Below are 23,415 nucleotides of genomic sequence, written 5' to 3' on the forward strand. Positions count from 1 at the left end.
TCACTGGGTCACGCGAAAGACGTGTTTCAGGTAACTGACGAAATTCTCGTCGCGGCATTGGGTCTTGCCAGGCGTATCGGAAATCTTCGCCACCGGCTGACCATTGCAGGCGGTCATCTTGATCACGATGTTCATCGGAGTGACGCCAGGGATGTCGCAGGTCAGGTTGGTGCCGATGCCGAAGCTTACGTGGATTCGCCCGGAAAGCGCACGGTAGAGCTGCAGCGACTTGGGCAGGTCGAGCCCGTCGGAGAACACCAGGGTCTTGCTTTTGGGGTCGATGCCGAGTTTCTCGTAGTGGGCGATAGCTTTTTCCGCCCATACCAGTGGGTCGCCGGAGTCATGGCGCAGGCCGTCGAAGAGCTTGGCGAAGTACAGGTCGAAATCGGCCAGGAAGGCATCCATGGTGATGCAGTCGGTCAGGGCGATGCCAAGTAACCCGCGGTATTCGCGCACCCAGCAGTCGAGTGCGGCGATCTGGCTGTCGATCAGGCGCGGGCCTAGTTGCTGGTGCGCCATCAACCATTCGTGGGCCATGGTGCCAATGGGCTTGAGGTCGAATTCGCGGGCCAGGTGCACGTTGCTGGTACCGACGAAACGCCCGGGGAAGTCGCGCTTGAGGATATGCACCGCCTGCTCCTGCACGCGGTAAGAGAAGCGCCGGCGAGTACCGAAATCAGCCAGCTGGAAGCCGGCCAGTTCGCTCGGCGAGGCTTCGGCCTTGAGCCAATCGAGCTTCTCGTACAGGCGCTCGGCGGCCTGTTCGAGCAGCACTTCGCGGTAGCGATAGCGGTTGCGCACTTCGCTGACGATGGCCAGCAGCGGTACTTCGAAGAGGATCACGTGCAGCCAGGGACCGCGCAGGCGGATGTTCAACTGGCCGTCTTCGATGTTGGTGTGCACGTAGCGCAGGTTGAAGCGGAACAAACTCAGAAAGCGGATGAAGTCGGGCTTGATGAAGGGAATGCTGTCGAGAAAGGCGAGCTGGTCGACGCTTAGACTCAGCTCGCTGAGACGTTCGATCTGGTAGCGAATCTCGGCCAGGTAGGGCGTCAGATCCTCGCTGCTGCGGCAGCGGAACTCCCATTCCACTTCGGCGTTGGGGTAGTTGTGCAGCACCGCCTGCATCATGGTCAGCTTGTAGAAGTCGGTGTCCAGCAGGTTCTGCACGGTGCGCTCGGCGAAGATGCTCTCGCTCATCGCAGGTTCTCCTTGGCGAGGGTGTCATCCAGCTGTTCCAGGCTGGTGGCAAGTGTGATGCCCTGTTCGCGCATGGCGATGCAGGCGGTTTCGGCCGTTTCGCTGGCAATGGCTCGGCAGGCCGGCAGATGCACGATCACCTCGAAGCCGGCGCGGCGCAGCTGCAGGGCGGTGGTCTTGACGCAGTAGTCCAGGGCCAGGCCGCCGACCAGAACGAGGTCGACTTCATTTTGCCGGAGAAACTCGATCGCGCCCGTGCTGCGCTTCTCGGCCAGGTCGTGATAGCAGGCACCGTAGGGGTGCAGGTCCGGTTCGACGCCTTTCCACACGAAGTAGTCGTAATCCAATGGCGCGGGCAGGTCATCGAGCAGTTCGAAGCCGGGCGTACCAGGCACGCAGTGGCTGACCCAGGTCAGGTCTGCATTGGCCAGCGGCAGGGGGCGCAACATCTCATCGTGTTTATCGACGACCCAGGCCGCTTGCGGGCTATGGGCATCCTTGCTGCCGATGCGCAGCTGGGCGCGTGCGGCCAGTTGGTTCAGCGCAGGGACGATGGTGTCGCCCTCGGGCACCGGTAGCTCGTTGGGGCACAGTGGGGTAAAGCCTTTCTGAGCGTCGACGTCGAAGCTGGCGATCTTCATGGTGCGCCTCCTTCTCTTGGGTGAGTGACTACATATTTCATCTGATGAAATATGTAGTCAAGTGTTTTCGCCAAATCCTGCGTGAAAAAATATGAGTTATTGGTCAAGATGAAATAAGTACATGAGGGAGCAAGCAACAGGATGAGTGCAGTTGAGGTGCTGGCCGGGGTGGATATCGTCGCTCTGCGTCTGAGCGAGGAGGGGACGCTACAGGTGCTTTTGTTGCGTCGCCAGCGTGAACCTTACGCTGGGCAATGGGCGCTGCCGGGCGTGCTGGTCAACGGCCGTTGTGCCGATGCCAGCCTGGACGCCGCCGCTGCCCGTGCACTGGCCGACAAGGCGCGCCTGCAACCGCAGTATCTGGAGCAGGTGGCGACAGTTGGTAATGGTGTGCGCGATCCGCGCGGCTGGTCGCTGAGCACCTGCTATCTGGCGCTGTTGGCGTCTGATGCGGAGCCACAGGATGAAAACCTGCGGTTCGTCGAGTTGGCGGGCGTCATTGCAGGGGAACAGGCATTGCCGTTCGACCACACGCAGTTGGTGCGTCTGGCGGCTGAACGGCTGCGGGGCAAGTCGGTCTACAGCTCGCTGCCGCTGTACCTGCTGGCAGCGCGATTCACCGTGACCGATGCGCTGACGGCATTTCAGGCGTGTCTGGGTGAGCCTGTGCAACACACCACCTTGCGCGGGAGGCTGGAGCGGATGAAGGCGCAAGGCTGGATCAGTGATACCGGCGAGAAGAATTACCCGAAGATGGGGCGGCCGCAGAATCTGCTGGCGCATAGCCCGCACGCGGGTGAGGCGTTTATCTTCGACCGCAGCCTGCTGGCTTAGCAGACGTTCTCTGAATTGCAGGCAAAAAAATAGGCGCCAGAGGCGCCAGGGGAGCATTTCAATCGATGCATAGTCTCTGAACCTGCTTTGTCCGAGAGGTTCCATCCGGTGATGGAAAAAAGCCATCTTTTTCTTCGGGCAAAAGAAAAGGCGCCAAGGGCGCCTTAAAACGATGATCTATGGAGTAAGTCGAATATTCAGAGTGGGGCGCTGAGGCAAAGGTTCAGCGCCGCCCGACGAACGGTCATTACTTGGCCGGCATCAGCAACAGGCGCTGGTTGCCATAGACCTTGTCCAGATTTTCCGCCTTGAACGGGAAGCTCATGTAGCCGCCCTTGAGCCATGCCTCGATGCCGTCGGCGTAGTGTGGGCTGGCTGGGTTGCCCGACTGCCCTGAGCTGTTGACGCCGACCAACGGCTCGTCGGCGGCAAAATCCACCACGATACGCATGGCCGGGATGAGGAAGGTATTGAAGTCCTGGCCCCAGGCGTAAGCAGAGACGTTCAGCGTGCTGTGGTCGCCCCCGGCCGGATAGGGGCCGCGATCCAGATAACCTTTCAAGGCGTTGATGCTGCTGCGTTGACTGGCGCTCATGTAAGGCGCCATGCGCGTGGTATCGGTCACCCACTCATAGGTGTGCAGCTTGCCCCACTGCCAGTTGCGCCGCTCCGTGCCCAACCGGCTCTCCAGCAACTCGATGCTGGCGGCCAGGCTGCGCGCGAGGATAGTCGGTTTGTCTTCCTGCTCTGGCGTGCGGGTGTCATTCCAGAAGGGGCTGTCGGCACGGCCGAGCAGGTGATCGGCCTGCGCCGAGTAGGAGGTGTTGGCGGCTTGCACCAGCGCCTGCCAGGCCGGGCTGTCTTCCGGGCCCAGTTCGTCGAGGAAGATATGCCGCGCACTCTCATGCAGGAAGGCGCTGTAGATGGCGGCATCAGCAGAGCTGGCAGCGAGCTTGCCGTCGAACGCCAGCAGGCGTTTCAGCGCTTCGTCGGCACGTGCGCGTTGTCCAGCCGGCAGGGCGGCGATGGCCTGGCGCAACGAGTCGTGCATGGCCGGGTCGTTGAACATGGCCTGCAATTTGGCGACGAAGGGCGAGGTCTGGTCATACTGCATGGCGATCATGCTGCGGCCATCGTGACGACCGTTGCCGGCCAACTCGGCAATGCGCTCGGCGCGCTCCGGGTAGTACCAGGAGCTGGACAGCTGCATGCCGTAACCGGGTGGCACGCTGCGCTCATTGGCCGTACCCAGCCAACCTTGTGGCGGGTCCTGATCGTAGGGGTGGAGCATCGGGTCAGCGAAGCCATCCCAGGCGTAGCGTTCGTCCCAGCCGGGGGAGGGCAGCAGGCCACGACCTTCGCGGCGGTTCGGGTAGCGGCCGGTGACCTGCCAGCCAATGTGCTGGGCGTCGGCGAAGACGATGTTCAGCGGCATGGCGCGGATTTCCCGCGTCGCTTCGAAGGCCTGGTCCACAGACTGCGCGCGCGACAGGTCGAAGAAGGCGTCGAGGCTCTGGTCACGTTCGAACTGCGTGGTTTTCAGCGCCAAGCCGTAACCGCTCTGTAGAGTCAGGGGCTGCAGCATATGCTTGCGTTCGCCCAGCACCGAGTTGAGCAGCGGGCCGTTACGGGTCTCGTAAAGCGTTTCGCGAATCGGGCGTTGGCCCTTGATGAAGAAGGTATCCTGGCGTTCGGCGACCGGCAGCCATTTGCCGTCTGCCTGGTACATCAGGCGGCTGCCTTCGCGTTTAATGCGCTCCAGATAAATGTCCTGGTTGTCACCCATGACCATGGTCATGCCCCAGGCCAGCTTGCCGTTGTAGCCGGCGACTACTGCCGGTACGCCTGCCAGGGAGATGCCCGCGGCCTGGTACTTGGGCGAGCGGATCTGCACGAAGCTCCATAGCGAAGGCATGCTCAGCGGCAGGTGTGTGTCATTGGCCAGCAGGCTCTTGCCGCCACGGCTGCGCTGCGGGGCGATGGCCCAGTTGTTCGAGGCGGCGACGCCGAGCATGTGCTGTTCGGCGATCTGCGCTGCGGTGCGGGAAATTGCCTGCAGGCCCGGTAGCTGGCCCTTGAGGTCGAGACCGGCGAGTTTTTCTGCTTCGGCGAAGGGCAGCGGCTCGTCTGGGTAGATCGGCAGCAGCCAGGGCAGCTTGTCGGTGCCCACGCGCTGGGCCATGGTCAGCGCGGCGATCTCTTCCTGCATGTTCACCGCCAGACCGAAGTTGAGCAGGCAGAACAACAGCACCGAGTCCTCGGGCTTCCAGTACTCGGGACGGTAGCCGGATTCGGCCAGATCCATCGGCAGGCGATCGCGGTAGCGGAACAGATAGGCGTTGACGCCGCGCGAATAGACTTCGAAGAAACGCTTCAGGCGTGGCGAGGCGTCGGCGTAGAGAATTTCCGCACTCTTTTTCAGGTTGACCGCGCGCATGAACCGGTCCATTTCCAGCACGCCGGGTCCTGCCATTTCGGCCAGGCGGCCCTGAGCTAGCAGACGCATGCCGACCATCTGGCTGAGACGATCACCCGCATGCACGTAGCCCAGGGTAAACAGGGCGTCGTGGAAATTGCTCGATTCGATCAGTGGCATGCCGAGGGCATTGCGTCGCACCGATGCACTTTCTGCCACGCCCTGAATGCGCTCGACGCCGCGCGTCGGTGGCACGCTGTCGGCATAACGGCTATTAAGCAGGGACTGGCAGCCGGCGAGGCTGGTCAGTGAGGCGGCGAGAGTCAGGCAGGCCAGCGTGCGCATGGCGAATTTCCTTGGTGTGCGGACGGTCGAGGCCGGTCACGCAGGGACCGGCCACAAAGGCGCCAAGGTAATGAGGCCAGTGGAGCCTGGCAAGAGGCCTCAGACGCTCGTTTGAGGCTTCTTCAGCCCTTCATCGAGTAACCAGCGCGCGGCGCTGCGTGCGGCGGCCTTGTGCTGCAGTTCCAGCTCGTTGAAGCGTTTTTCGAAGCGGCGCCGTTCGGCCTTGTCCAGCGCTTTCCAGCCCGCATGCGTGGGTACTTCGGCGGTCGCCTCGAAGAGCAGATGGAACACCTGGCAACGGCTGTCATTGCTCAGGGCACTGTCATAGTTATCGAGCAGCACCTTGATGCGAATGGCGCCTTCGATCAGCGGCAGTTGCTCGTCGAGCAGGCTGCTGGCGAGAATGTTCAGATCGCCGCCGATACGTTGTTGGCGTTCTTGCTGTGCTTCGTCGCGCACGCGCTGGTTTGCCCATACGCGGCGCCACAGGTGCCAGGCATAGGCGGCCAGCGCCGCGATCAGCAGCAGGCCGGTCAGGAGCAGGGTGAGGCTCAGAGCATCCATGCGCGGTTCAGGCGCCGTGGCACTTCTTGAATTTCTTCTCGCTGCCGCACGGGCAAGGATCGTTACGGCCTACATCCTTCAACGCGTTGCGCACGGGCTCCTGATGGCCGTGGTTGCAGTGCGGGCCGTGCACATGGTCGTGATCGTGATGATCGTGGTCATGGTTGCAGTCAGGGCCGTGGACGTGGGGTTGGTTGCTCATGGTGTTACTCATGCAGGTTATTCGGGGATGAAATCGCCGGGAATTATCTCTCCATTACGCGCCATGTGCACGCTGCGGCCGAATAACATACCGGTTTTTACCTGGCCCTTGAGGCTATAGCGAATTGGCTCGTTCGGTTTTTCCAGCGCTTTGACGATCTGTCGCACATGACGCCAGAGGTTGGTGCGCACCGGTACTTCGAAAGTGTGACGACCGTGAGCGGGCACGGTGAACCACTCGTTGGAGTAGCCCTCGGCCAGTTGGATGCCGTTTAGATGGACGTTGTAGTCCAGCCCACGCACCGGCAGGCTCACGCCGTTGGGATTGTCGATTCGAAAGCGCAGGCGGAACTCCTGTTCGAGCAGCCTGGCCTTGACCACATCAACTTTGATGAGTTGGACGTCCGGGTCCTTGAAGCCACCTGTCATCCAGGTGGAGCATCCTGTCAGGCCTGAAAGCAGGCCAAAAAACATCAATAGGCTGATAATTCTTATCATTTGCGCCTGAGAAAGCATTTCATACCCCCGTTGCGGCTCAGTGTAACAAGCAAGCGCTTGGCTGCAACGGGTAAGCACTCATTATTTTCAAGGAGTTAGTGGGGTGGTCTGGTGCTGTCGAGGTTCGGGAGAGCATGAATGAGAAGCCTGCAGTGTCGGGGCAAAGGAACCTGCGCCATACTGAGCGGCGAATAGGACAGGAGTGTGACCATGAGTCGCTACGAGATCGCCTTCTCCGGGCAATTGGTGCCGGGCGCCCAGCCGGAGCTGGTCAAAGCCAATATGGCCAAGTTGTTCCAGGCCGATGCTCAGCGCGTTGCCCAGTTGTTCTCTGGGCGTCGCATCGTGATCAAGAACAACCTCGATGCCGCTGCCGCGGAAAAATACCGTGCGACCCTGGAGCGGGCCGGCGCTCGGGTCGAGGTCGTCGATATGGATGTGGTGATCGAGGAGATCGAGCTGGCTCCGCCACCGCCCGTACAGTCGGGACCTGCGCCGGTAGTCATCCCCGCTGCGACAAGGCCGGGTCGCCTGCAGGTCGCTCCACGAGATGAGTACATGGCCGCGTTCAGTGATGTGGATGCCCCGGATTTCGATATCGCTCCGGTGGGCAGCAATCTGCAAGACGCCAGACCCGACGCTGCAGCACCACAGGTTGATCTTTCGCAGTTCAGTCTGGCCCCTGTCGGTAGCGATATGGGGCAAGCCAAGCCTGCAGCTCCGGCTCCTGCGCCGGATACTTCGCACCTGAAACTGCAGGATTGATTGTCCTGCAGGCAATAAAGCGCCGTGAGCTGCCCAGGCAACCACGGCGTTTTTGCGCTCAGGGCTGCTAGCCCGCCTTGCACTTGGCCGCGGCCTCTTCAGGTTTGAGGTTACGCACGCTGGTGAAGAACAGCTCGCAGGTTTGCAGTTTCTCCGTCACCTGCCATTTCTCTGTGCAGGTATTGAGCGTCTGCTGCGGATCAACTGTCGGTTGCCGGCCCATGTTGGCCTGCCAACAGGCGGCGCTCAGGTCCTGCCCCATGACCTTGATCCCGGCTGCGTTGGCGGCAGCCTCGCTGCCCTTGTCGTTGGCCGGATCGGCCGCATACCAGATATAGCTTGGATGATTGGCGCCGAGCACGGGGACCTGCTGTCCAGGCCTCGCCTCTATCTGGCCGAGGCCCAGCACCGGCAGATTCACTCCGTATTGCTGAGTGATCCAACTGCGCACCGGCGCACCAAAGGCGACCATCGGCAGGCTGGTATTTCCCGGGCCGACGCTGAGCTCGCTGACCATGCGCCGTTGATAGCTGGTGAAGTAGCCATAGACGCCTTCCAGAACACTGCCGGCACTGGCTGGGGCGGCAATCGGAGCGATGTCGACGATGGTCTGATAAGCGGGTGTGTGTTCTGGTTGTACACCATTGAAACTGAGCAGAGAGGCCCAGCGGTCTGTGGTGCTCGAACGCAGGTAATCCTGAGCCTGGGTCAGTGAGTAGTCCGGTGGGAAGTGCAGCAACTCGACGCTCTTGCGGTTCTCCAGGGCCATGCCCAGGGGCAGGAAGAAGTACCAGTTGTACTGCCATTTACCGTCACGATTCAGCTGGCTGGCGCCCTGATAGGCCAGGTCACCGGTATCGAGCAATTGCAGCAGCGGCTTGCCATAGTCCGTTGGCGCGCCGTCGAAGATGGCATGAATGCGCTCCCCGTTGCGTGTTACGCGCACGTTGGCCTGGGGGTAACCATCGCGCGTCAGGCACTGTTGCAGGTAGTGTTCAACCGTCTGTTCCAGCGTCCAGTCGCGGTAGCAATCACGCTGCAGTTGTTCGGGTAGGCGAACAGGCGACTGACGCGCTGGCTGTCACCCAGATCCAGCGTTTCCCCTTGCAGCCCGCCGGGCTGGTTGGCGCAGCCTGCTAGCAGGCTGGCCAGGATAAGAGCGATACCACTTTTCTTGTGCATGGCTTTCTCCTTGTTGAGTGTCCTCGCGGGGCGTTTCAACTGAAGCAGAAAGCAGGATTAACGCCAATCAGGCACTCAGGTAGGGCGCACAGCACTTCTTGAACTTTTGCCCACCCTGGCAGGGGCACGGGTCATTGCGTCCGGCCTTCAGTGGCGCCGTCGGGTCGAGAAAGAACCAGCGTCCGTCCACCTGAACGAAAGCGGAGCATTCGCGGTGACGATGTTCGCCGTTGTCATCGTGCCAGCGGGCGACGAAGGTGACCTGGGCGTGTTCCGGCTTGCCGCCGAATACCTCGCTGCCTTCGACTTCCAGGCCCAGCCAGGTGCTCTGCGCACTCCAGGCAGCCATCGCGTCGTGGTCGAGCGCCTGTTGCTGGGCAGGCAAAGTGGTGGCGACCAGATAGTCCACCAGGCCCAGGACATAAGCGGTGTAGCGCGAGCGCATCAGCAGTTCCGCGCTGGGGGCGTGGGCCCCCGCATGATAGCGACCGCAGCACTGGCTCAGCAGGTTGCCGCTACCGCAGGGGCAATTGGGATCGAGTGGGTTCATCGCTCTACCACCAGTATTTGCCGAAGTTTTGTGGATTAGCCCAGAATTTTGCGTTCAACCAGTCGGGAACTTGCTTGTAATCAAGCAGATCATAGGTGAACAGATGCAGGGTCTGTCCCTCGCGCTGGAACTGTTCACTGGCTTGCAAAGCCAGGGCGAAAAGATCGGTTTCCTGCCAACCACATGCCTTCAGGTCGAGTAATACGGCGACCCGGCTGGCATTGAGGTTGCGGATGCCGCCCAGTAGTTGCAGTCCATCGCGTTTGGGTAAGTGCTCCAGACAGTCGACCAGAATTGCCAGGTCGAAGCGCTGCGCGGCCAATTCAGGCGCCAGGGGGGCAGCAGGTGCGGTGGTGACCTGACACTGCGGGTGGGCGCTGTGAAAGGCGCTGACTGCGGGTAGTTCGCTTGCCCCGAGCAACAGCAGTTTCTCGGGGGTATAGCGGGCAAGCAGTGCCGCAATGGCTTGCTGTGGAGTACGGGTGCTAAGGCTGGCGGTCATCGAACTTCCTCGAAAAGTCTGCAAAGACTAACGTGGTGTCGGTATCAGGCCTAGAGTGAGAGAAAATTATCCGCAGAAGCTGCTATAGCTGGCGGATTGTACAACTCCTGTCTTTACTACTATCGAGTCGGTTTTGGGCCGATGAACATTGGAGACCTAAAGTATGAGTATCACAAGGAACGCAGTACCCCTGATTCTGGCTAGTACCCTGCTGACCGGCTGTGCCGGCTTGCAGAAAACCGACTGGCCCACCTGCGCAGCTGTAGGCGGTGTGGGTGGTGCGGCGTTAGGGGCAATCGAAAGTTCTACCTGGGCAGGTGGTGGTGCGCTGGTGGGTGCCGGTATGGCCGCAGCCTATTGCTGGGTACACGGTGCTGAAGCGCAGCAGGTTGCCGTCGTCGAAGAAGAGGTCATGGTCGAGGAAGTCGCCGTGGCTGAGCCAGCCGAAGCCGTTCGTGTCGAGCTGGATGTCAAGTTCGACTTCGACAAGGCTCAGGTCAAGCAGGAAAGCTACGGCGATATCAAAGCCCTGGCTGACTTCATGAAACAGTACCCGCAGACCAGCACCGTGGTTGAAGGTCACACCGACTCCGTGGGCAGCGATGCTTACAACCAGGGTCTGTCCGAGCGCCGTGCCAGTGCCGTTCGCGACGTTCTGGTCAACCAGTACGGTGTCGAGTCCGGCCGTGTGCAGGCGGTAGGCTATGGCGAGAGCCGCCCGGTTGCCGACAACGCCACTGCTGATGGCCGTGCCATCAACCGTCGCGTAGAAGCCGAGGTCGAAGCTCAGCCGTAAGGCGCTTCGCTCAACCGGATAAGGCGTCACCCGAAAAGGCCCGGCCGATTTTCATCGGTCGGGCCTTTTCTTGTGTGGAATCTGCCGCTGACCGCGGCTTGCGCGCAATCTTCCTTGTACCTGCCCCTCCTCGCTGATAGTGGGCCGCGCCCATGACGGATGCAGCGGGGCACTCTGGCGTTCGCGGGTGATAAACAAAGTCGTTAAAAAATATTCGTCGCTCTGGTGGTCATTGTTGCGAGGGGGTAACGTGCAGCGCTAATTAGAAAATAGCTGCGCAAGAGGGCGGGGATGAAAACATTGTTGACGATGGGCAAGGCGCTGGCCTTGGCCTTCTGGCTGGTATTCGGGGCGGCGCTGGCCAAGAGTTTCGGTACCCCGTTCGAACAACTCGTCTATGTGCTCGCGGCCTTTCTTGCGTTGCTGCATGGCGTGCAACTGTGGCTGTTTTCAGACCTCCTGTCCGGTCGCGCTAGCCCCTGGCTGGATCGTCTACAGGTCCTGCTGTTCGGCATTTTCCATCTCTACCCGCTGAAGGTAGAGCACAAGTCCGAATGCATGGCAGCAGCGTTTGAGGAGGCTTCTCATGCGTAGTTTCACGCTGTTGCTCTGCCTGTTTGCGGGTACTTCACTTGCTGCTACGCAGGTCAAGGTGCCTTCCAATACCTTGATGCGCTTACCGGTCGCCAGCAGCAGTCTGCAGCTTGAGCGACTGGAGGTGGCGGATCAGGCCACCCTGATGATTCCTGCAGCGGTGACCGAGCTGCATATCGGCGAGTTGCTGATGGGCCGCGACGCACGTATTGGCGTAGCGCCCAGCGATCAGCCGCTGCGTCTGGTTGTTGAGGATGCCGATATCGGCCCGGGCGCCTGGATCAGCGCCAAGGGCGCCGCTGGTACGTACACGCGGCCGGCTACTCCTGGTCGGGAGATCAAGCTCAAGCTGCATAAGCTGACATTCGAATCGCTGACCTTGGATGTACGAGGTGGGCAAGGCAGACCGGGTTATGCCGGGCTCGATGGCGCGCATGGGCAGCCGGGTGGTTGCACCTGGGGCCAGGCCAGCGCTGGCTACGATGGTCAGGACGGTACTGATGGCCATGAAGGCGCACCGGGCGGCAAGGTGGTTCTGGAAGTGCCGCACTATGTCGAGGTCGAGCGCATGCAGGTGCTGCTCGATGGCGGCGCGGGTGGTGCAGCTGGTTCGGCGGGGCGCCCCGGCCGTGGCGGGGCCGCCAAGGGTTGCCTGGTCTATGGCGTAGAGGGGGCTGCCGATGGCAAACCCGGTCAGCCTGGGCGCGAAGGCGCTGCAGGTCGCAGTGGCGCCGTGCAGGTGTTTCGTTTCTGACCCTACCCAGCCCTCGTTCGCTCATTGCCAGCGAGGGCTGCGTCATCGATCAGAATGATGGACGCATGGCCACCAGCGTCATCAGTGCCAGGCCGATCAACAGATTGCTGCCTACGATCCTGCGAATTCGCCCCAGCACCTCGCCGCCTGCCGGCCAATTTTCGGTTTCCACGGCGCGCCGCAGCTCCGGTAGCTGCAGTGCTTGAATACGCAGGAACAGGGCGAGCATCACCAGGTACAAGCCCATCATGATGTGCACATAGCGCGGCGCTGCTTCGAAGCCGCTGTAGCCCATGTGCAGCATGCCCATGCCGGTCACAGGCAAGATCAGTACCGCCAGCCAGACCCAGACGAAGAAGCGTTTGAACACACTCAGCCACAGGCGCAGGCGTGCTGGCGGCTCCAGTGTTTCCACCGCTGCCGGGCGCAGAATCATCCAGGCGAAGAACATGCCGCCGACCCAGACGACGGCGGCCAGCAGGTGTAGCGCATAGAGCGGTGCGTAAGGTGTCATGCGGTATCTCCAGAGGGGCCGTTTGGCAGCTTGGTTGATTCGATTGGCACGCGAGTCTGCGCCAGATCGACAGGCGCGCTATGATAGCGACCGCTCCGCGAATACTGAAAATTTATCCAGCCTTTTTCGTTTCAGAATCCATGCTCAGTACCGAACTCAAGTCCCAGATCCAGGGCGCCTATTCGCGCTTTCTCGAGGCCAAATCGCTCAAACCGCGTTACGGCCAGCGGCTGATGATCGCCGAGATCGCCAAGGTGCTCGGCACCATCAAGACCGATGACGAGGGCAAGCGTCTGGGTGATCCTGCCGTGGTGGCGGTCGAGGCGGGCACCGGTACCGGCAAGACGGTGGCCTACAGCCTGGCCACCATTCCCACGGCCAAGGCCGCTGGCAAGCGCCTGGTGATTGCCACCGCCACCGTGGCGCTGCAGGAGCAGATCGTGCACAAGGATCTGCCCGACCTTTTGCGCAACAGCGGCCTGAACTTCAGCTTCGCCCTGGCCAAGGGGCGTGGCCGTTACCTGTGCCTGTCCAAGCTTGATCACCTGCTGCAGGACGGCGCCGCGCAGAGCGCTACCGCGCAGTTGTTCGAGGAAGAAGGTTTTCGCATCGATGTGGATGAACAGGGCCAGAAGCTGTTCACCGCGATGATCGAAAAGCTCGCCGGCAACAAATGGGATGGCGACCGCGACAGCTGGCCGGAGGAGCTGGAGGACGTGCGCTGGGCGCAGCTGACCACCGACCACAGCCAATGCACCAATCGGCATTGCCCGAACTTTCAACAGTGCGCCTTCTACAAGGCGCGCGAGGGCATGGGCAAGGTCGATGTGATCGTCACCAACCACGACATGGTGCTGGCCGATCTGGCCCTCGGCGGTGGCGCAGTGTTGCCCGACCCGCGTGAAACCATTTACGTATTCGACGAAGGCCATCACCTGCCGGACAAGGCCATCGGCCATTTCGCCCACTTTACTCGCTTGCGCTCGACCGCCGACTGGCTGACCCAGATCGACAAGAACCTGACCAAGCTGCTGGCGCAGAACCCGTTGCCGGGGGATCTCGGTCGGCTGATCGAACAGGTGCCGGAGCTGGCCCGCGAGCTGAAGACCCAGCAGCAATTCATGTTCACTGTTTGTGAAGAGATTGCCGACTTCAAGGCCGGCGAGGACATGGAAGGGCGCGAACGCCCGCGTCACCGCTTCGTCGGCGGCGTGGTGCCGGAGCACCTGACCGAGTTGGGGCTGGAGTTGAAGAAGGGCTTTTCCAAGCTCAACGACCTGTTCACCGGGGTTACCGAGCTGCTCAAGGAAGCCATGGATGGCGAAGGCGCCGTGGGCATCGCCAGCCACCAGGCCGAGGAGTGGTACCCGCTGTTCGGCAGTCTGATGGCGCGCGCCAAGGGCAACTGGGAGCTATGGCTGGCTTTCACCGCCGAAGACCCGGAGGAAAGCCCGCCGATGGCGCGCTGGTTGACCCTGGTCGAGAGCGGCGCGCTGTTCGATATCGAGGTCAACGCCAGCCCGATCCTGGCCGCCGAGACGCTGCGCCGTAACCTGTGGAATGTCGCCCATGGCTGCCTGGTGACGTCTGCGACGCTCACCGCGCTGGGCACCTTCGACCGCTATCGCATGCGTGCCGGCTTGCCCAAGGTGGCGGTCGCGGCGATAGTGCCAAGCCCCTTCCATCATGCCGATGCCGGCCTGCTGCGCGTGCCCGACCTGAAGGCCGACCCGCGTGAGGCTGCTGCGCATACGGCGGCCATCATCCGCGAGCTGCCGGGCCTGGTGGCCGGCAGTCGCGGGACGCTGGTGTTGTTCTCCTCGCGCAAGCAGATGCAGGACGTGTTCGACGGCCTGGATCGCGACTGGCGCAAACGGGTGTTCATTCAAGGCAACCTGTCCAAACAGGAGACCCTCAACAAGCACAAGGCACGCGTCGATTCAGGTGAGGAAAGCGTGTTGTTCGGCCTGGCCAGTTTCGCCGAAGGTGTCGACCTGCCCGGTGCCTACTGCGAGCACGTGGTGATCGCCAAGATTCCCTTCGCCGTGCCGGATGATCCGGTGGAGGCGGCACTGGCCGAATGGATCGAGGCGCGCGGTGGCAATCCCTTCATGGAAATCGCCGTGCCGGACGCTTCGCTGCGCCTGGTACAGGCTTGCGGTCGCCTGCTGCGCACCGAGGCTGATCGCGGCACTATCACCCTGCTGGATCGGCGTGTGGTTACCCAGCGCTACGGCAAGGCCATTCTCAATGCGTTGCCGCCGTTCCGTCGGCAAATCGACTGACTGATCTATTCACCGCCCCCTGTTGCGCTGCTCCAGCTCATCACCCAACCGCCCCAGCGTCGGCCGAATGCCGGCGCGGTGCGCGGCGCGGGCGATGGCGTGAGCGGCCAGCGGTGCGCTGGCCAGCAGAATCAGCAGGCCGATAAAGGCCTCTAGTGCCAGCTCGCCACTGCTGGCCAGAGCCACTGCGCCAAGTAACAGGACGGCGCCGAGCACGCCGGCCTTGCTAGCGGCGTGCATGCGGCTGTAGCTGTCGGGCAGGCGCAGCACGCCAATCGCACCAAGCAGAGAAATCACCGCGCCGCTCAGCACCAGCAGCGAGGCTAGCCAGGCTTGTACTTCGTTCATGGGCGCTCCTCGCTTTTTTCCGGCATTTGGCTGTGGGCATCGTCGAACAGAAAGGCAAAGGCTGCCGTACCGAGAAACGACACCAGTGCCAGCAGCACCGCGACGTCGATGAACAGCGCCTCGCCGCGCATCAGGCACAGCAGTGCCATGGCGGCGACCGCCAGCAGGGTGAGGGCGTCGATGGCCACCGCCCGATCCGGGCGGCTCGGGCCGCGCAGCAGGCGATAGAGGCTGATCAAACCGCTCAGTGCGAGCATGGCTGCAGCCAAGGGCAATACCCAGGCGGCGCCGGCCAGGTGCAGGGTCATGGCGTTACTCCTTCGGCTTTGCCGGCATCGAGCCAGGCCAACAGACGGCGTTCCAGCTCGATAAGGATTTCGGTCACGTCCTCACGGCGACGTGCATCGAGTGCGTGGATATAGAGCAGGCCTTGCTCCTCGTCATAATCCAGGGCCAGGGTGCCGGGGGTCAGAGTCAGCAGGGTGCCGAGCAGGGTGACCTTGTCCACTTCGCGGCGGGTCACCGGATAGGCGAGCACTGCTGGTTCCACGTCGACCCGGCGCGCCAGCACCAGAATGGCGACGTGGTAAGTCGCGAGAAATACCTGGGCGATGAACCACAGGCAGAAACTGACGCCATGTTCCAGGCTGCGTGCATAACGACCAAGGTGCTGGACGGCCAGCCCCAGCAGGCGAGCGATCAGGTACAACAGGGCGAAGGCCAGCAGGCCACCGCCCAGATGGCCGGCGCCGAGGCTCCAGGCCAGGCCAGCGCTGGCCAGCAAATGGATGACAAATAGCATCAGATACCTCCTGCGCCGGTGAAGGGTTGCAGATAGGCTTGCGGGTCGGCGAGCTGCGCGGCGGCCGCCACGGCATAGTCGATCAGCGGACCGGCGCCCAGGCCGATCAACACGGTTAGCAGCGCCAGGGCACTCATGCCCAGCCCGGCCGCGCGTATGCCGGTAACCGTTTGCAGCGCTTCTTCACCTCCTGGATGGGGCTTGAGGAAGGCTTCGTTCCAGATCTTGTTCATCGACAGCAGGGTGAACACGCCGGTCAGCAGGGCGATGCCCGCCGCCCACCAGGCAGCTGCATCCAGGCTGGCCTTGACCAGCAGGAACTTGGCCCAGAAACCGGACAGCGGCGGAATGCCCGCCAGCGACAGCGCCGGAATGGCGAACAGCAGTGCCAGCCAGGGCATGCGCTTATATAGCCCGCCCATGTCGGCCAGCCGCTCGGAGCCACAGATGCGCGCCGCCAGGCCGCCGATGAAGAACAGGTTGGCCTTCACCACGATATGGTGGATCAAGTAGAACACCGCGCCGGCCAGCGCCAGCGGGGTGGCCAGAGCAAGGCCGAGGATCATGTAGCCAACCTGGCTGACGATGTGGAACGACAGGATGCGCCGCACCTCGGTCTGCGCCGCCGCACCCAGCACGCCCACCAGCATGGTGGCGCAGGCGACCCACAGCAGCAGTTGATGCGGCAGGCCATGCTCCGGCCAGAGCAGGGTCACCAGGCGGATCAGCGCGTACACGCCGACCTTGGTCAAGAGTCCTGCGAACATCGCCGAAACGGCTGTCAGGGCGACGTGATAGGTCGCCGGCAGCCAACCGAACACCGGGAACAGCGCAGCCTTGATGGCGAACGACAGCAGCATCAGCAGCAGTGCCGGCGTCACCCCCGCTGGCGCCTCACCACTGCGCATGATCACCGCCAGCTCGCCCATGTTCAGCGTGCCGCTGGCGCCGTAGACCAGGCCGGCGGAGAGCAGGAAGATCAGTGTGGCGAACAGGTTCAGGGCCACGTAGGTCATGCTGCCGGCCAGCCGGCGGCTGCCACCGCCAAGCGCCATCAGGGCGAAGGAGGCGATCAGCAGCACCTCGAACCAGACGTACAGGTTGAAGATGTCAGCGGTAATGAAGGCGCCGCAGATACCGGTCAGCAGCCCCTGGATGAACAGGTGGAAGTCGCGGCCGATCTTGCTGTCGTTGTCCTTGGCCACGCCATAGAGCAGGGTGACTAGCGCCACTAGGGCGCTGATGGCGATCATCACCGCCGACAATCGGTCGATCACCAGGCTGATGCCGAACGGAGCCTCCCAGTTGCCCACCTGACCGCTGAGCACCACGCCTTGCGCGGCCTGCCAGACCAGCACCAGGCCGACGGCCAGCAGCAGGGCGGCGCCGCTCAGGCTGAGCACGCGCACGGCCAGCAGGTGGCGGCGCAGGATGATCGCCAGCAGCAGGCTGCACAGGGGGATGAGAATCGGTGCAACGAGTAACGCGTGATTCATCGGCGAGCCTCCGCGCCATGGGCGTCGTGTTCATGCTCGCTGTCGTGCCAGTCCGGTGCCGGTTGCTCGGTGATTGCGCTGACCGAGTCGGTGGTCTTGTCGCCATGCAGTTCGCGGGTGCGCTTGAGCAGCGCCAGGGCGAAGATGAACAGGCTGAAACCGATGACGATGGCGGTCAGCACCAGCGCCTGCGGCAACGGGTTGGCGGTGCTGACTGCGTTGCCAGCCTCGACGAATGCCGGGCGTTCGCCGAAGAAGCGCCCAGCGGTGAGAACCCCCAGGTTGATTGCATTACCCAGGACCACCACGCCCAGCACGACGCGCTTGAGGTTGCGATCCAGGAGCATCCACAGGCCCAGACCCGCCAGGCCTCCGGTAGTAATTGCGGCTAGCCATTCCATTACTGGCGAACTCCCGTGAGCTTGTCGATCATGTGCAGGGCGGAGCCGAACACGGTGAGGAAAACGCCGATATCGAAGAGCAAGGGCGTACCCAGCGGCAGCCCGCCGGGGAAGGTCCACAGGCCGGTAAGAAAGGCGCTGCCTGCGATCAGGCCAAGAATGCCGGCGCCCGCCGCACAACCCAGGCCGATACCGATCAGCTGCGCAGGCGCAACGGGCAGCACCCGGCGAATCTGCCCGTGGCCGTAGGTCAGCACCAGCAGGATCAGGCCGCAGGCCGCCACCAAGCCGCCAATGAAACCTCCGCCGGGCAGGTTGTGACCGCGCCACAGCACCAGCAGCGACGCGGCCATCATCAACCAGGCCAGCGGGCGCAGGCCTTGGCGTAGCAGCGGCGAGGTGAAGGCATCTTCACCGCTATGCTCGTTACCGAAGCGCCGGCCTGTGCCCAGCAGGCTGGCCGCAGCCAGGGCGGAGAGGGCGACCACGAGGATTTCGCCCAGGGTATCGAAGGCGCGGAAGTCCACCAGGATCACGTTGACCACGTTGTGCCCGTGGCCACCCGGCAAGCTGTTGGCCTGATACCACTGGGCGATTTCACCTGGCAGTGGCAGGCTTACCGCCAGCAGCAGGGCGCCGGTCACGCTGAGGCCGAAGAGAATCGCCACGCTGGCATGCAGGCGTCGCTTCCACGGTGCGCGTGCGCCGCTGGGTGGCACTGTGGGCATCTTGCGAAACGCCAGGGCGAGGAAGATCAGGCTGAGGGTTTCCACCATCAGCTGGGTCATCGCCACGTCCGGTGCATTGACCGAGACGAACACCAGCGCCAGACCCAGACCGCAAGCACCCAACGCCGCCAGCAAGGTCAGTCGGCCAGGCAGGAAGGCTGCTGCCACGCCACCAGCCAGAGCCAACAGGCAACCGGCCAAGCCCAGCGGTGAGATGGGGCTGTAGCTGCCCCGCAGCAGTTGCGGCAGAGCAGGCAACAGGCCAACCGCCAAGAGGCCGCCGACTGCCAGGGCCAGCAGCACCAGATGCTGGCGCAACGAGCCATGCTGAAAGCGCGCGGCGAGCAACCCAGCGAAATGGAATACGCGCTTGAGCAGGCGATCCCAGATCAGGTCGCCGCTGACGTTCCAGGCCGCGTTGGCGCGATCGAGCACTTGTCGCACTCGGTCGTGCATCACATAGAACAGCACGCCCAGCGACACAGTCAGCAAGCTGGCCACAAGCGCCGGGGTGATGCCGCCCCACAGATACAGGTGCACATCCACCGGGCCACGTGCCACGGCCTGTACCGCATTATTCACCAGCCAGGTTTCCGGCCAGGCATTCCAGGCACCGAGCAGGAAACCACCGATAGCCAGCAGCATCGGCCCCAGCCACATCGGCAGGCCAACTTCATGCGGCGTGCGTGGGTAGTCGCCACGCTTGCCGAGGAACGTCTGCAGGAAGACCAGGCCGGCAGCGGCAAATAGCAGGGCGTTGGTAAGGATCATCACCAGCGTCACCGCCCAGCCGATATGACCCATCTCGATCAGACCGGTGTACTTGAACTCCTTGGCGATGAAACCGAAGAAAGGCGGCAGACCGGCGTTGGAAAACGCCGCCAGGGCCACCGCCGCACCCGTCAGTGGCATGAAGCGGATCAGGCCGCCAAGGCGTGCCAGTTCACGGGTGCCGGTGGCGTGGTCGATGGCGCCGACTGCCATGAACAGTGCGCCTTTATAGAGAGAGTGCGCCACCAGATAGAGCACGAACGCCTGCAGGCCATAGCTGGTGTTGGTGCCGATCAGCATGGTCAGCTGGCCCAGCACGGTGACCGTGGTGTACGCCAGCAAGCGCTTGAGGTCGGTCTGGCGGAAGGCCAGGAAGGCGCCGAGCACGGCAGTGGCCGCGCCGAAGGTAATCAGCAGCGTGCCCCAGCCGACGGAGCCGCCGAGCACCGGGTTGAGGCGGGCCAGCAGATAGATGCCGGCTTTTACCATGGTTGCCGAGTGCAGGTAGGCCGACACTGGCGTCGGTGCGTTCATCGCGTTGGGCAGCCACAGGTGGAAGGGCACCTGCGCCGACTTGGTGAAGCAGCCCAGCAGCACCAGGGCGATGATCGCCGGCAGCAGCACATGGCCTTCGATCTGCTCGACGCTGAGGCTGGAGAATTGCCAATTACCGGTGGCGCCGCCGAGCAGGATCAGGCCCGCCAGCAGGGCCAGTCCGCCGCCGCCGGTGATCAGCAGCGCCTGCAGCGCCGCCCGGCGCGAGACGGCCTTTTCATGTTGGAAGCTGATCAACAGGAAGGAGGCGATACTGGTCAGCTCCCAGAATACGAACATCGCCACGAGGTCGTCGGCCAGCACCAGGCCGAGCATCGCCAGCATGAACACCAGCAGGTAGGCGTGAAAGCGACCGAGGTGGACATGACTGGACAGGTAGCTGCCGGCGTAGAGCACGATCAGGCTGCCGATGCCGCTGATCAAGAGGGCAAAAACCAGCGAGAGGCCGTCCAGGCGCAGGCTCAGGTTGATGCCCAGTGCCGGAATCCAGCTCAGGCTCTGCATCACCGCGCCACCGTCGGCGATCAGCGGAATCTGTTGGACGAACCAGACGAAGGCCGCCAGCGGCGCCACCATCAGCAGCCAACCTGTGCGAGCACCCAACAGGCGCGTCAGGCCGGGTGCCATGATGGCAGCCAGGGCGATCAGGGACAGTAGGTAGAGCACTCGTTTCTCCTGTGCCGAGCGTCGAATCCAAGGCGGCCTGACGACTACGTACGCACCTTAGCTGCGCTATTCAGGGCGTATTGGTCATATCAGGCCGCATTTGTTTCATCATAGGAAAAACCAATCGAACATCGCTATTTTATGAAGTTTCAGAACATTGCATGATGGGTGGCTGCCATCATTGGCAGTATTGAGATAAGCGGTGAAACAGGAGAGCAGCGTGCAGATTCAGGGCTATTTCGACTTGCGCTTCGAAGCGGTGAGGGACGCATTTGCCGCTCTGTTCGAGGACACACAGGAACGGGGCGCGGCCCTGTGCGTGAAGGTCGGCGGGGAAACCGTGGTCGACCTGTGGGCCGGGGTCATGGACAAGGACGGCCAGCAGGCCTGGCACAGCGACACCATCGCCAATCTGTTCTCCTGCACCAAGCCCTTCGCTGCTGTGGTGGCCCTGCAACTGGTGGGTGAGGGCAAGCTCGACCTGGATGCACCGGTGGCGCGCTACTGGCCTGAGTTCGCCGCCGCCGGCAAGCAGCGTATCAGCGTGCGTCACCTGCTCTGCCACCAGGCCGGCTTGCCGGCGTTGCGCCAGGCACTGCCCGCCGAGGCGCTATACGACTGGCAGACCATGACTAATGCGCTGGCGGCTGAAGAGCCTTGGTGGCCGCTGGGTGATGGTCATGGCTACGCGCCGATTACCTATGGTTGGCTCATCGGTGAGCTGATTCGCCGTGTCGAAGGCCGTGGCCCTGGCGAGAGCATCGCTGCGCGCATCGCCAAGCCGCTGGAGCTGGATTTCCACGTCGGCCTGGCTGACAGTGAATTTGATCGCGTCGCCCATATCGCTCGCGGCAAGGGCAATCTTGGCGACGCTGCAGCGCAGCGTCTGCTCAAGGTGATGATGAGTGACGCCCAAGCCATGAGCACGCGCTCGTTCACCAACCCGCCGTCGATCATGACCAGTACCAACAAGCCGGAGTGGCGGCGCATGCAGCAGCCGGCCGCGAATGGTCACGGAAACGCGCGCAGCCTGGCGGGCTTCTATGCCGGTCTCCTCGACGGTAGCCTGCTCGATGCCGAGCTGCTGGGTGAAATGACCCGTGAGCACAGTGTCGGTGACGACAAGACCTTGCTGACCCGCACGCGTTTCGGCCTGGGTTGCATGCTCGATCAGGCCGATGTGGCCAACGCCACTTATGGCATGGGGGCAAAAGCCTTCGGCCATCCCGGCGCCGGTGGCTCCAGCGGTTTTGCCGACCCGGAACGAGACCTGGCATTCGGTTTCGTTACCAACAATTTAGGACCGTTCGTCTTGATGGACCCCCGCGCGCAGAAACTTGCGCGACAGATTGCGGACTGTATCTGATTGAAACGGCTAAACTTGCGCCAACCGTTCAGTACCAACCATAACAGGCCGTTGAAAAACGTAGGCGAGGCAGCCAGTGCAAGGCAAAAACAGGCGAAAAAGCGGAGTTTACGAGTTGTAAATGAGCATTTTGAGCCTGTTTTTAACGCAGCAATGGCAACGCAGGTAGTTTTTCAACAGCCTGATAACGAATCGACCATTAGATCTGTTTGACCCCGGGGGCTACATGCGTGCCAACAAGATTTTTGCCTTTACCTGCTGCCTGCTGATCGCGGGCTGCGCCGGCTCGGAAAAGAAGGAAGTCGCCAAGCCGGCAGTGATGCCACCGCCTCAAGTGACCCGCGCTTGGCTCGACGAGTACGAGCCGAAACTGCGTGAAGCGGTCAAGGGCAGCCACTTCGAGTTCGAACGCCGCGAGAACCTGCTGGTGGTCACTGCTCCGGTGCAGGGCTCGTTCAATCCGGATCGCCCGCAGATGCTGCTGCCGGTCAGCTTGGGCCCGATCACTCGCGTGGCCAAACTGTTGGAAGCCGACGACGATGTCGCCGTGGTCGTGCTCGGCCATGCCGACACCAGCGGTGACGACGCGAAGAACCGCGAACTCAGTCAGCAGCGCGCGCGTGCCGTGACCTCGATTTTTCGTCTCAGCGGCCTCAAGCAGAACCGCCTGCAGGTCATGGGCCTGGGCTCCGACGCACCCCGTGCGGCAAACGACAGCGCGGCCGGCCGTGCGCTCAACCGCCGTGTGGAAATCCTCCTGACCTCGCGTGACACCATGCAGGGCCTGATCGCCAAGTACAGCCAACCGGCCAAGGCGGAGCTCAAGGATGCACCCAAGGTAGCTGCTGCAGATCAAGGAAAAGTGGGCAAGTCGGAGTAAGCTTGTGGGCATTTCCACCCTGAGCGGGCAGGCACTCGAATCCAGCGGATTGGTTTCTGGCCCTGCCCTGAGGAATTGCCATGACCCAAACCCTGGCCGATATGCGCCGCGACTATACCCGCGATGGCCTGAGCGAAGCCCAGGCCCCGCTGGAACCCTTTGCCCTGTTTCGTCAGTGGTTCGATGACGCGGTCAAGACCGAGCAATTGCCGGTCGAACCCAACGCCATGACCCTGGCCACTGTCGACGAAGATGGCCGCCCGCACTGCCGGGTGCTACTGCTCAAGGGGCTCGACGAACGCGGCTTCACCTTCTTCAGCAACTACGACAGCGCCAAGGGCCGCCAGCTCGCGGCGCGCCCGTTCGCCGCCATGACCTTCTTCTGGCCCAGCCTGGAGCGCCAGGTGCGCATCGAAGGCCGCGTAGAGCAGGTCACCCCGGCCGAATCTGACGGCTACTTCCAGGTACGCCCGCTGGGCAGCCGCATCGGCGCCTGGGCTTCGCCGCAGAGCAAGGTGATTCGCGACCGCGCCGAGCTGGAAAACCTGCTGGCGGAAACCGAAAGACGCTTCCTCAACCAGACGCCACACTGTCCACCGCACTGGGGCGGCTACCGCCTGCTGCCCGAGCGCATCGAATTCTGGCAGGGCAGGCCAAGCCGCCTGCATGACCGCCTCAACTATCGGTTCAAGGGTGAAGCCTGGATTCGTGAGCGGTTGGCGCCCTGACCATCAGCTACCGTCGAGCATGCTGTTCGCCAA

General features: G+C 62.6%; 23 protein-coding genes and 2 pseudogenes. 9 read left to right on the top strand and 16 right to left on the bottom strand.

Annotated features, from left to right (window positions below; genetic code table 11):
• Positions 1-1,200 carry a nicotinate phosphoribosyltransferase gene (pncB, locus tag ACNFCJ_RS18120; protein ID WP_416772841.1) on the bottom strand — a complete coding sequence of 400 codons (1,200 nt, stop codon included), beginning with the start codon at positions 1,198-1,200 and terminating at the stop codon, positions 1-3.
• Complete coding sequence (locus ACNFCJ_RS18125; RefSeq protein WP_416772842.1) at positions 1,197-1,841, bottom strand: nicotinamidase; 645 nt, start codon at positions 1,839-1,841, stop codon at positions 1,197-1,199. Before ACNFCJ_RS18125 ends, pncB begins: the two co-directional genes overlap by 4 nt.
• A 141-nt stretch (positions 1,842-1,982) precedes the next feature.
• Here ACNFCJ_RS18125 and ACNFCJ_RS18130 point away from each other — a divergent pair, with 141 nt between their 5' ends.
• Positions 1,983-2,675, top strand: coding sequence for an NUDIX domain-containing protein (locus tag ACNFCJ_RS18130; protein ID WP_279534586.1), 693 nt, complete (start codon positions 1,983-1,985; stop codon positions 2,673-2,675).
• 247 nt (positions 2,676-2,922) lie between these two features.
• Here the strand turns inward: ACNFCJ_RS18130 and ACNFCJ_RS18135 are convergent, their stop codons facing one another.
• The 4 genes from ACNFCJ_RS18135 to ACNFCJ_RS18150 form a co-directional block, all read right to left on the bottom strand.
• Positions 2,923-5,436 carry a penicillin acylase family protein gene (locus tag ACNFCJ_RS18135; protein WP_416772844.1) on the bottom strand — a complete coding sequence of 838 codons (2,514 nt, stop codon included), beginning with the start codon at positions 5,434-5,436 and terminating at the stop codon, positions 2,923-2,925.
• A 99-nt stretch (positions 5,437-5,535) separates the two neighbouring features.
• Positions 5,536-6,000, bottom strand: coding sequence for a DUF2489 domain-containing protein (locus ACNFCJ_RS18140; protein ID WP_416772846.1), 465 nt, complete (start codon positions 5,998-6,000; stop codon positions 5,536-5,538).
• Positions 6,001-6,007: 7 nt separating this feature from the next.
• Positions 6,008-6,202 carry an SEC-C metal-binding domain-containing protein gene (locus tag ACNFCJ_RS18145; protein WP_039964455.1) on the bottom strand — a complete coding sequence of 65 codons (195 nt, stop codon included), beginning with the start codon at positions 6,200-6,202 and terminating at the stop codon, positions 6,008-6,010.
• A 17-nt stretch (positions 6,203-6,219) separates the two neighbouring features.
• Positions 6,220-6,717, bottom strand: coding sequence for an LEA type 2 family protein (locus tag ACNFCJ_RS18150; protein WP_179576023.1), 498 nt, complete (start codon positions 6,715-6,717; stop codon positions 6,220-6,222).
• Between the two features lie 192 nt (positions 6,718-6,909).
• On the opposite strand from ACNFCJ_RS18150, the gene ACNFCJ_RS18155 reads away from it, so the two are divergent.
• Complete coding sequence (locus tag ACNFCJ_RS18155) at positions 6,910-7,464, top strand: hypothetical protein (RefSeq protein WP_416772849.1); 555 nt, start codon at positions 6,910-6,912, stop codon at positions 7,462-7,464.
• Between the two features lie 67 nt (positions 7,465-7,531).
• Here the strand turns inward: ACNFCJ_RS18155 and ACNFCJ_RS18160 are convergent.
• From ACNFCJ_RS18160 to ACNFCJ_RS18170, 3 genes and pseudogenes are all read right to left on the bottom strand, one after another.
• Positions 7,532-8,646 (bottom strand): annotated as a pseudogene (locus ACNFCJ_RS18160) (hypothetical protein).
• Positions 8,647-8,713: 67 nt separating this feature from the next.
• Positions 8,714-9,196, bottom strand: a complete 483-nt coding sequence (locus ACNFCJ_RS18165; RefSeq protein ID WP_125879429.1) for a YchJ family protein — start codon at positions 9,194-9,196, stop codon at positions 8,714-8,716.
• A gap of 4 nt (positions 9,197-9,200) precedes the next feature.
• Complete coding sequence (locus ACNFCJ_RS18170; protein ID WP_125835619.1) at positions 9,201-9,698, bottom strand: DUF6231 family protein; 498 nt, start codon at positions 9,696-9,698, stop codon at positions 9,201-9,203.
• 442 nt (positions 9,699-10,140) lie between these two features.
• Here ACNFCJ_RS18170 and ACNFCJ_RS18175 point away from each other — a divergent pair.
• The 3 genes and pseudogenes from ACNFCJ_RS18175 to ACNFCJ_RS18185 all read left to right on the top strand — a co-directional run.
• Positions 10,141-10,494 (top strand): annotated as a pseudogene (locus ACNFCJ_RS18175) (OmpA family protein); the annotation flags it as partial.
• A gap of 291 nt (positions 10,495-10,785) precedes the next feature.
• Positions 10,786-11,088: a DUF1145 domain-containing protein gene (locus tag ACNFCJ_RS18180; protein ID WP_416772851.1), complete on the top strand. Its 303-nt coding sequence runs from the start codon at positions 10,786-10,788 to the stop codon at positions 11,086-11,088.
• Complete coding sequence (locus ACNFCJ_RS18185) at positions 11,081-11,842, top strand: collagen-like protein (RefSeq protein WP_416772853.1); 762 nt, start codon at positions 11,081-11,083, stop codon at positions 11,840-11,842. Before ACNFCJ_RS18180 ends, ACNFCJ_RS18185 begins: the two co-directional genes overlap by 8 nt.
• 49 nt (positions 11,843-11,891) lie before the next feature.
• Here the strand turns inward: ACNFCJ_RS18185 and ACNFCJ_RS18190 are convergent, their stop codons facing one another.
• Positions 11,892-12,356 carry a CopD family protein gene (locus tag ACNFCJ_RS18190; RefSeq protein WP_416772855.1) on the bottom strand — a complete coding sequence of 155 codons (465 nt, stop codon included), beginning with the start codon at positions 12,354-12,356 and terminating at the stop codon, positions 11,892-11,894.
• A 140-nt stretch (positions 12,357-12,496) separates the two neighbouring features.
• Here ACNFCJ_RS18190 and dinG point away from each other — a divergent pair, with 140 nt between their 5' ends.
• Positions 12,497-14,641 (top strand): ATP-dependent DNA helicase DinG, encoded by a 2,145-nt coding sequence (gene dinG / locus ACNFCJ_RS18195; RefSeq protein WP_416772856.1) that lies wholly within the window; start codon positions 12,497-12,499, stop codon positions 14,639-14,641.
• Positions 14,642-14,650: 9 nt separating this feature from the next.
• Here the strand turns inward: dinG and mnhG are convergent, their stop codons facing one another.
• From mnhG to mbhE, 6 genes are read right to left on the bottom strand one after another with little or no spacing between them, the layout of a single operon-like run.
• The gene (gene mnhG, locus ACNFCJ_RS18200; RefSeq protein ID WP_416772867.1) at positions 14,651-14,989 is read right to left on the bottom strand and encodes a monovalent cation/H(+) antiporter subunit G; all 339 of its coding nucleotides are present in this window, start codon (positions 14,987-14,989) and stop codon (positions 14,651-14,653) included.
• Complete coding sequence (locus ACNFCJ_RS18205) at positions 14,986-15,297, bottom strand: monovalent cation/H+ antiporter complex subunit F (protein WP_004423813.1); 312 nt, start codon at positions 15,295-15,297, stop codon at positions 14,986-14,988. The genes mnhG and ACNFCJ_RS18205 overlap by 4 nt, the downstream gene beginning before the upstream one ends.
• On the bottom strand, positions 15,294-15,791 hold the full coding sequence (locus ACNFCJ_RS18210) for a Na+/H+ antiporter subunit E (RefSeq protein ID WP_416772870.1): 498 nt from the start codon (positions 15,789-15,791) through the stop codon (positions 15,294-15,296). The genes ACNFCJ_RS18205 and ACNFCJ_RS18210 overlap by 4 nt, the downstream gene beginning before the upstream one ends.
• Positions 15,791-17,287 carry a proton-conducting transporter membrane subunit gene (locus ACNFCJ_RS18215; RefSeq protein WP_416772872.1) on the bottom strand — a complete coding sequence of 499 codons (1,497 nt, stop codon included), beginning with the start codon at positions 17,285-17,287 and terminating at the stop codon, positions 15,791-15,793. Before ACNFCJ_RS18215 ends, ACNFCJ_RS18210 begins: the two co-directional genes overlap by 1 nt.
• Positions 17,284-17,688 carry a sodium:proton antiporter gene (locus ACNFCJ_RS18220; protein WP_416772874.1) on the bottom strand — a complete coding sequence of 135 codons (405 nt, stop codon included), beginning with the start codon at positions 17,686-17,688 and terminating at the stop codon, positions 17,284-17,286. Before ACNFCJ_RS18220 ends, ACNFCJ_RS18215 begins: the two co-directional genes overlap by 4 nt.
• Positions 17,688-20,408: a hydrogen gas-evolving membrane-bound hydrogenase subunit E gene (gene mbhE / locus ACNFCJ_RS18225; RefSeq protein ID WP_416772876.1), complete on the bottom strand. Its 2,721-nt coding sequence runs from the start codon at positions 20,406-20,408 to the stop codon at positions 17,688-17,690. The genes ACNFCJ_RS18220 and mbhE overlap by 1 nt, the downstream gene beginning before the upstream one ends.
• Before the next feature lie 220 nt (positions 20,409-20,628).
• Here mbhE and ACNFCJ_RS18230 point away from each other — a divergent pair, with 220 nt between their 5' ends.
• The 3 genes from ACNFCJ_RS18230 to pdxH all read left to right on the top strand — a co-directional run bounded on the left by ACNFCJ_RS18230 (position 20,629) and on the right by pdxH (position 23,382).
• Entirely contained in the window at positions 20,629-21,774 is a 1,146-nt protein-coding gene (locus ACNFCJ_RS18230; RefSeq protein ID WP_416772912.1) for a serine hydrolase domain-containing protein, read from the top strand.
• Between the two features lie 226 nt (positions 21,775-22,000).
• Complete coding sequence (locus ACNFCJ_RS18235) at positions 22,001-22,654, top strand: OmpA family protein (protein ID WP_143506740.1); 654 nt, start codon at positions 22,001-22,003, stop codon at positions 22,652-22,654.
• An 80-nt stretch (positions 22,655-22,734) separates the two neighbouring features.
• Positions 22,735-23,382: a pyridoxamine 5'-phosphate oxidase gene (gene pdxH / locus ACNFCJ_RS18240; RefSeq protein WP_099522075.1), complete on the top strand. Its 648-nt coding sequence runs from the start codon at positions 22,735-22,737 to the stop codon at positions 23,380-23,382.
• Positions 23,383-23,415: the final 33 nt, after the last annotated feature.

Origin of the sequence: Pseudomonas sp. NY15364 (genome assembly GCF_048068235.1) — a bacterium.
Classification (GTDB): domain Bacteria; phylum Pseudomonadota; class Gammaproteobacteria; order Pseudomonadales; family Pseudomonadaceae; genus Aquipseudomonas; species Aquipseudomonas mendocina_D.

Excerpts from the sequence above, each read along its gene's own strand:
- ACNFCJ_RS18140 (WP_416772846.1), bottom strand. The coding sequence starts at position 6,000 with ATGGATGCTCTGAGCCTCACCCTGCTCCTGACCGGCCTGCTGCTGATC.
- ACNFCJ_RS18165 (WP_125879429.1), bottom strand. The coding sequence starts at position 9,196 with ATGAACCCACTCGATCCCAATTGCCCCTGCGGTAGCGGCAACCTGCTG.
- ACNFCJ_RS18220 (WP_416772874.1), bottom strand. The coding sequence starts at position 17,688 with ATGGAATGGCTAGCCGCAATTACTACCGGAGGCCTGGCGGGTCTGGGC.
- ACNFCJ_RS18190 (WP_416772855.1), bottom strand. The coding sequence starts at position 12,356 with ATGACACCTTACGCACCGCTCTATGCGCTACACCTGCTGGCCGCCGTC.
- ACNFCJ_RS18185 (WP_416772853.1), top strand. The coding sequence starts at position 11,081 with ATGCGTAGTTTCACGCTGTTGCTCTGCCTGTTTGCGGGTACTTCACTT.
- mnhG (WP_416772867.1), bottom strand. The coding sequence starts at position 14,989 with ATGAACGAAGTACAAGCCTGGCTAGCCTCGCTGCTGGTGCTGAGCGGC.
- ACNFCJ_RS18205 (WP_004423813.1), bottom strand. The coding sequence starts at position 15,297 with ATGACCCTGCACCTGGCCGGCGCCGCCTGGGTATTGCCCTTGGCTGCA.
- pdxH (WP_099522075.1), top strand. The coding sequence starts at position 22,735 with ATGACCCAAACCCTGGCCGATATGCGCCGCGACTATACCCGCGATGGC.
- ACNFCJ_RS18170 (WP_125835619.1), bottom strand. The coding sequence starts at position 9,698 with ATGACCGCCAGCCTTAGCACCCGTACTCCACAGCAAGCCATTGCGGCA.
- ACNFCJ_RS18155 (WP_416772849.1), top strand. The coding sequence starts at position 6,910 with ATGAGTCGCTACGAGATCGCCTTCTCCGGGCAATTGGTGCCGGGCGCC.
- ACNFCJ_RS18235 (WP_143506740.1), top strand. The coding sequence starts at position 22,001 with ATGCGTGCCAACAAGATTTTTGCCTTTACCTGCTGCCTGCTGATCGCG.
- ACNFCJ_RS18145 (WP_039964455.1), bottom strand. The coding sequence starts at position 6,202 with ATGAGCAACCAACCCCACGTCCACGGCCCTGACTGCAACCATGACCAC.
- ACNFCJ_RS18135 (WP_416772844.1), bottom strand. The coding sequence starts at position 5,436 with ATGCGCACGCTGGCCTGCCTGACTCTCGCCGCCTCACTGACCAGCCTC.
- pncB (WP_416772841.1), bottom strand. The coding sequence starts at position 1,200 with ATGAGCGAGAGCATCTTCGCCGAGCGCACCGTGCAGAACCTGCTGGAC.
- ACNFCJ_RS18180 (WP_416772851.1), top strand. The coding sequence starts at position 10,786 with ATGAAAACATTGTTGACGATGGGCAAGGCGCTGGCCTTGGCCTTCTGG.
- ACNFCJ_RS18150 (WP_179576023.1), bottom strand. The coding sequence starts at position 6,717 with ATGCTTTCTCAGGCGCAAATGATAAGAATTATCAGCCTATTGATGTTT.
- dinG (WP_416772856.1), top strand. The coding sequence starts at position 12,497 with ATGCTCAGTACCGAACTCAAGTCCCAGATCCAGGGCGCCTATTCGCGC.
- ACNFCJ_RS18130 (WP_279534586.1), top strand. The coding sequence starts at position 1,983 with ATGAGTGCAGTTGAGGTGCTGGCCGGGGTGGATATCGTCGCTCTGCGT.
- ACNFCJ_RS18215 (WP_416772872.1), bottom strand. The coding sequence starts at position 17,287 with ATGAATCACGCGTTACTCGTTGCACCGATTCTCATCCCCCTGTGCAGC.
- ACNFCJ_RS18210 (WP_416772870.1), bottom strand. The coding sequence starts at position 15,791 with ATGCTATTTGTCATCCATTTGCTGGCCAGCGCTGGCCTGGCCTGGAGC.
- ACNFCJ_RS18125 (WP_416772842.1), bottom strand. The coding sequence starts at position 1,841 with ATGAAGATCGCCAGCTTCGACGTCGACGCTCAGAAAGGCTTTACCCCA.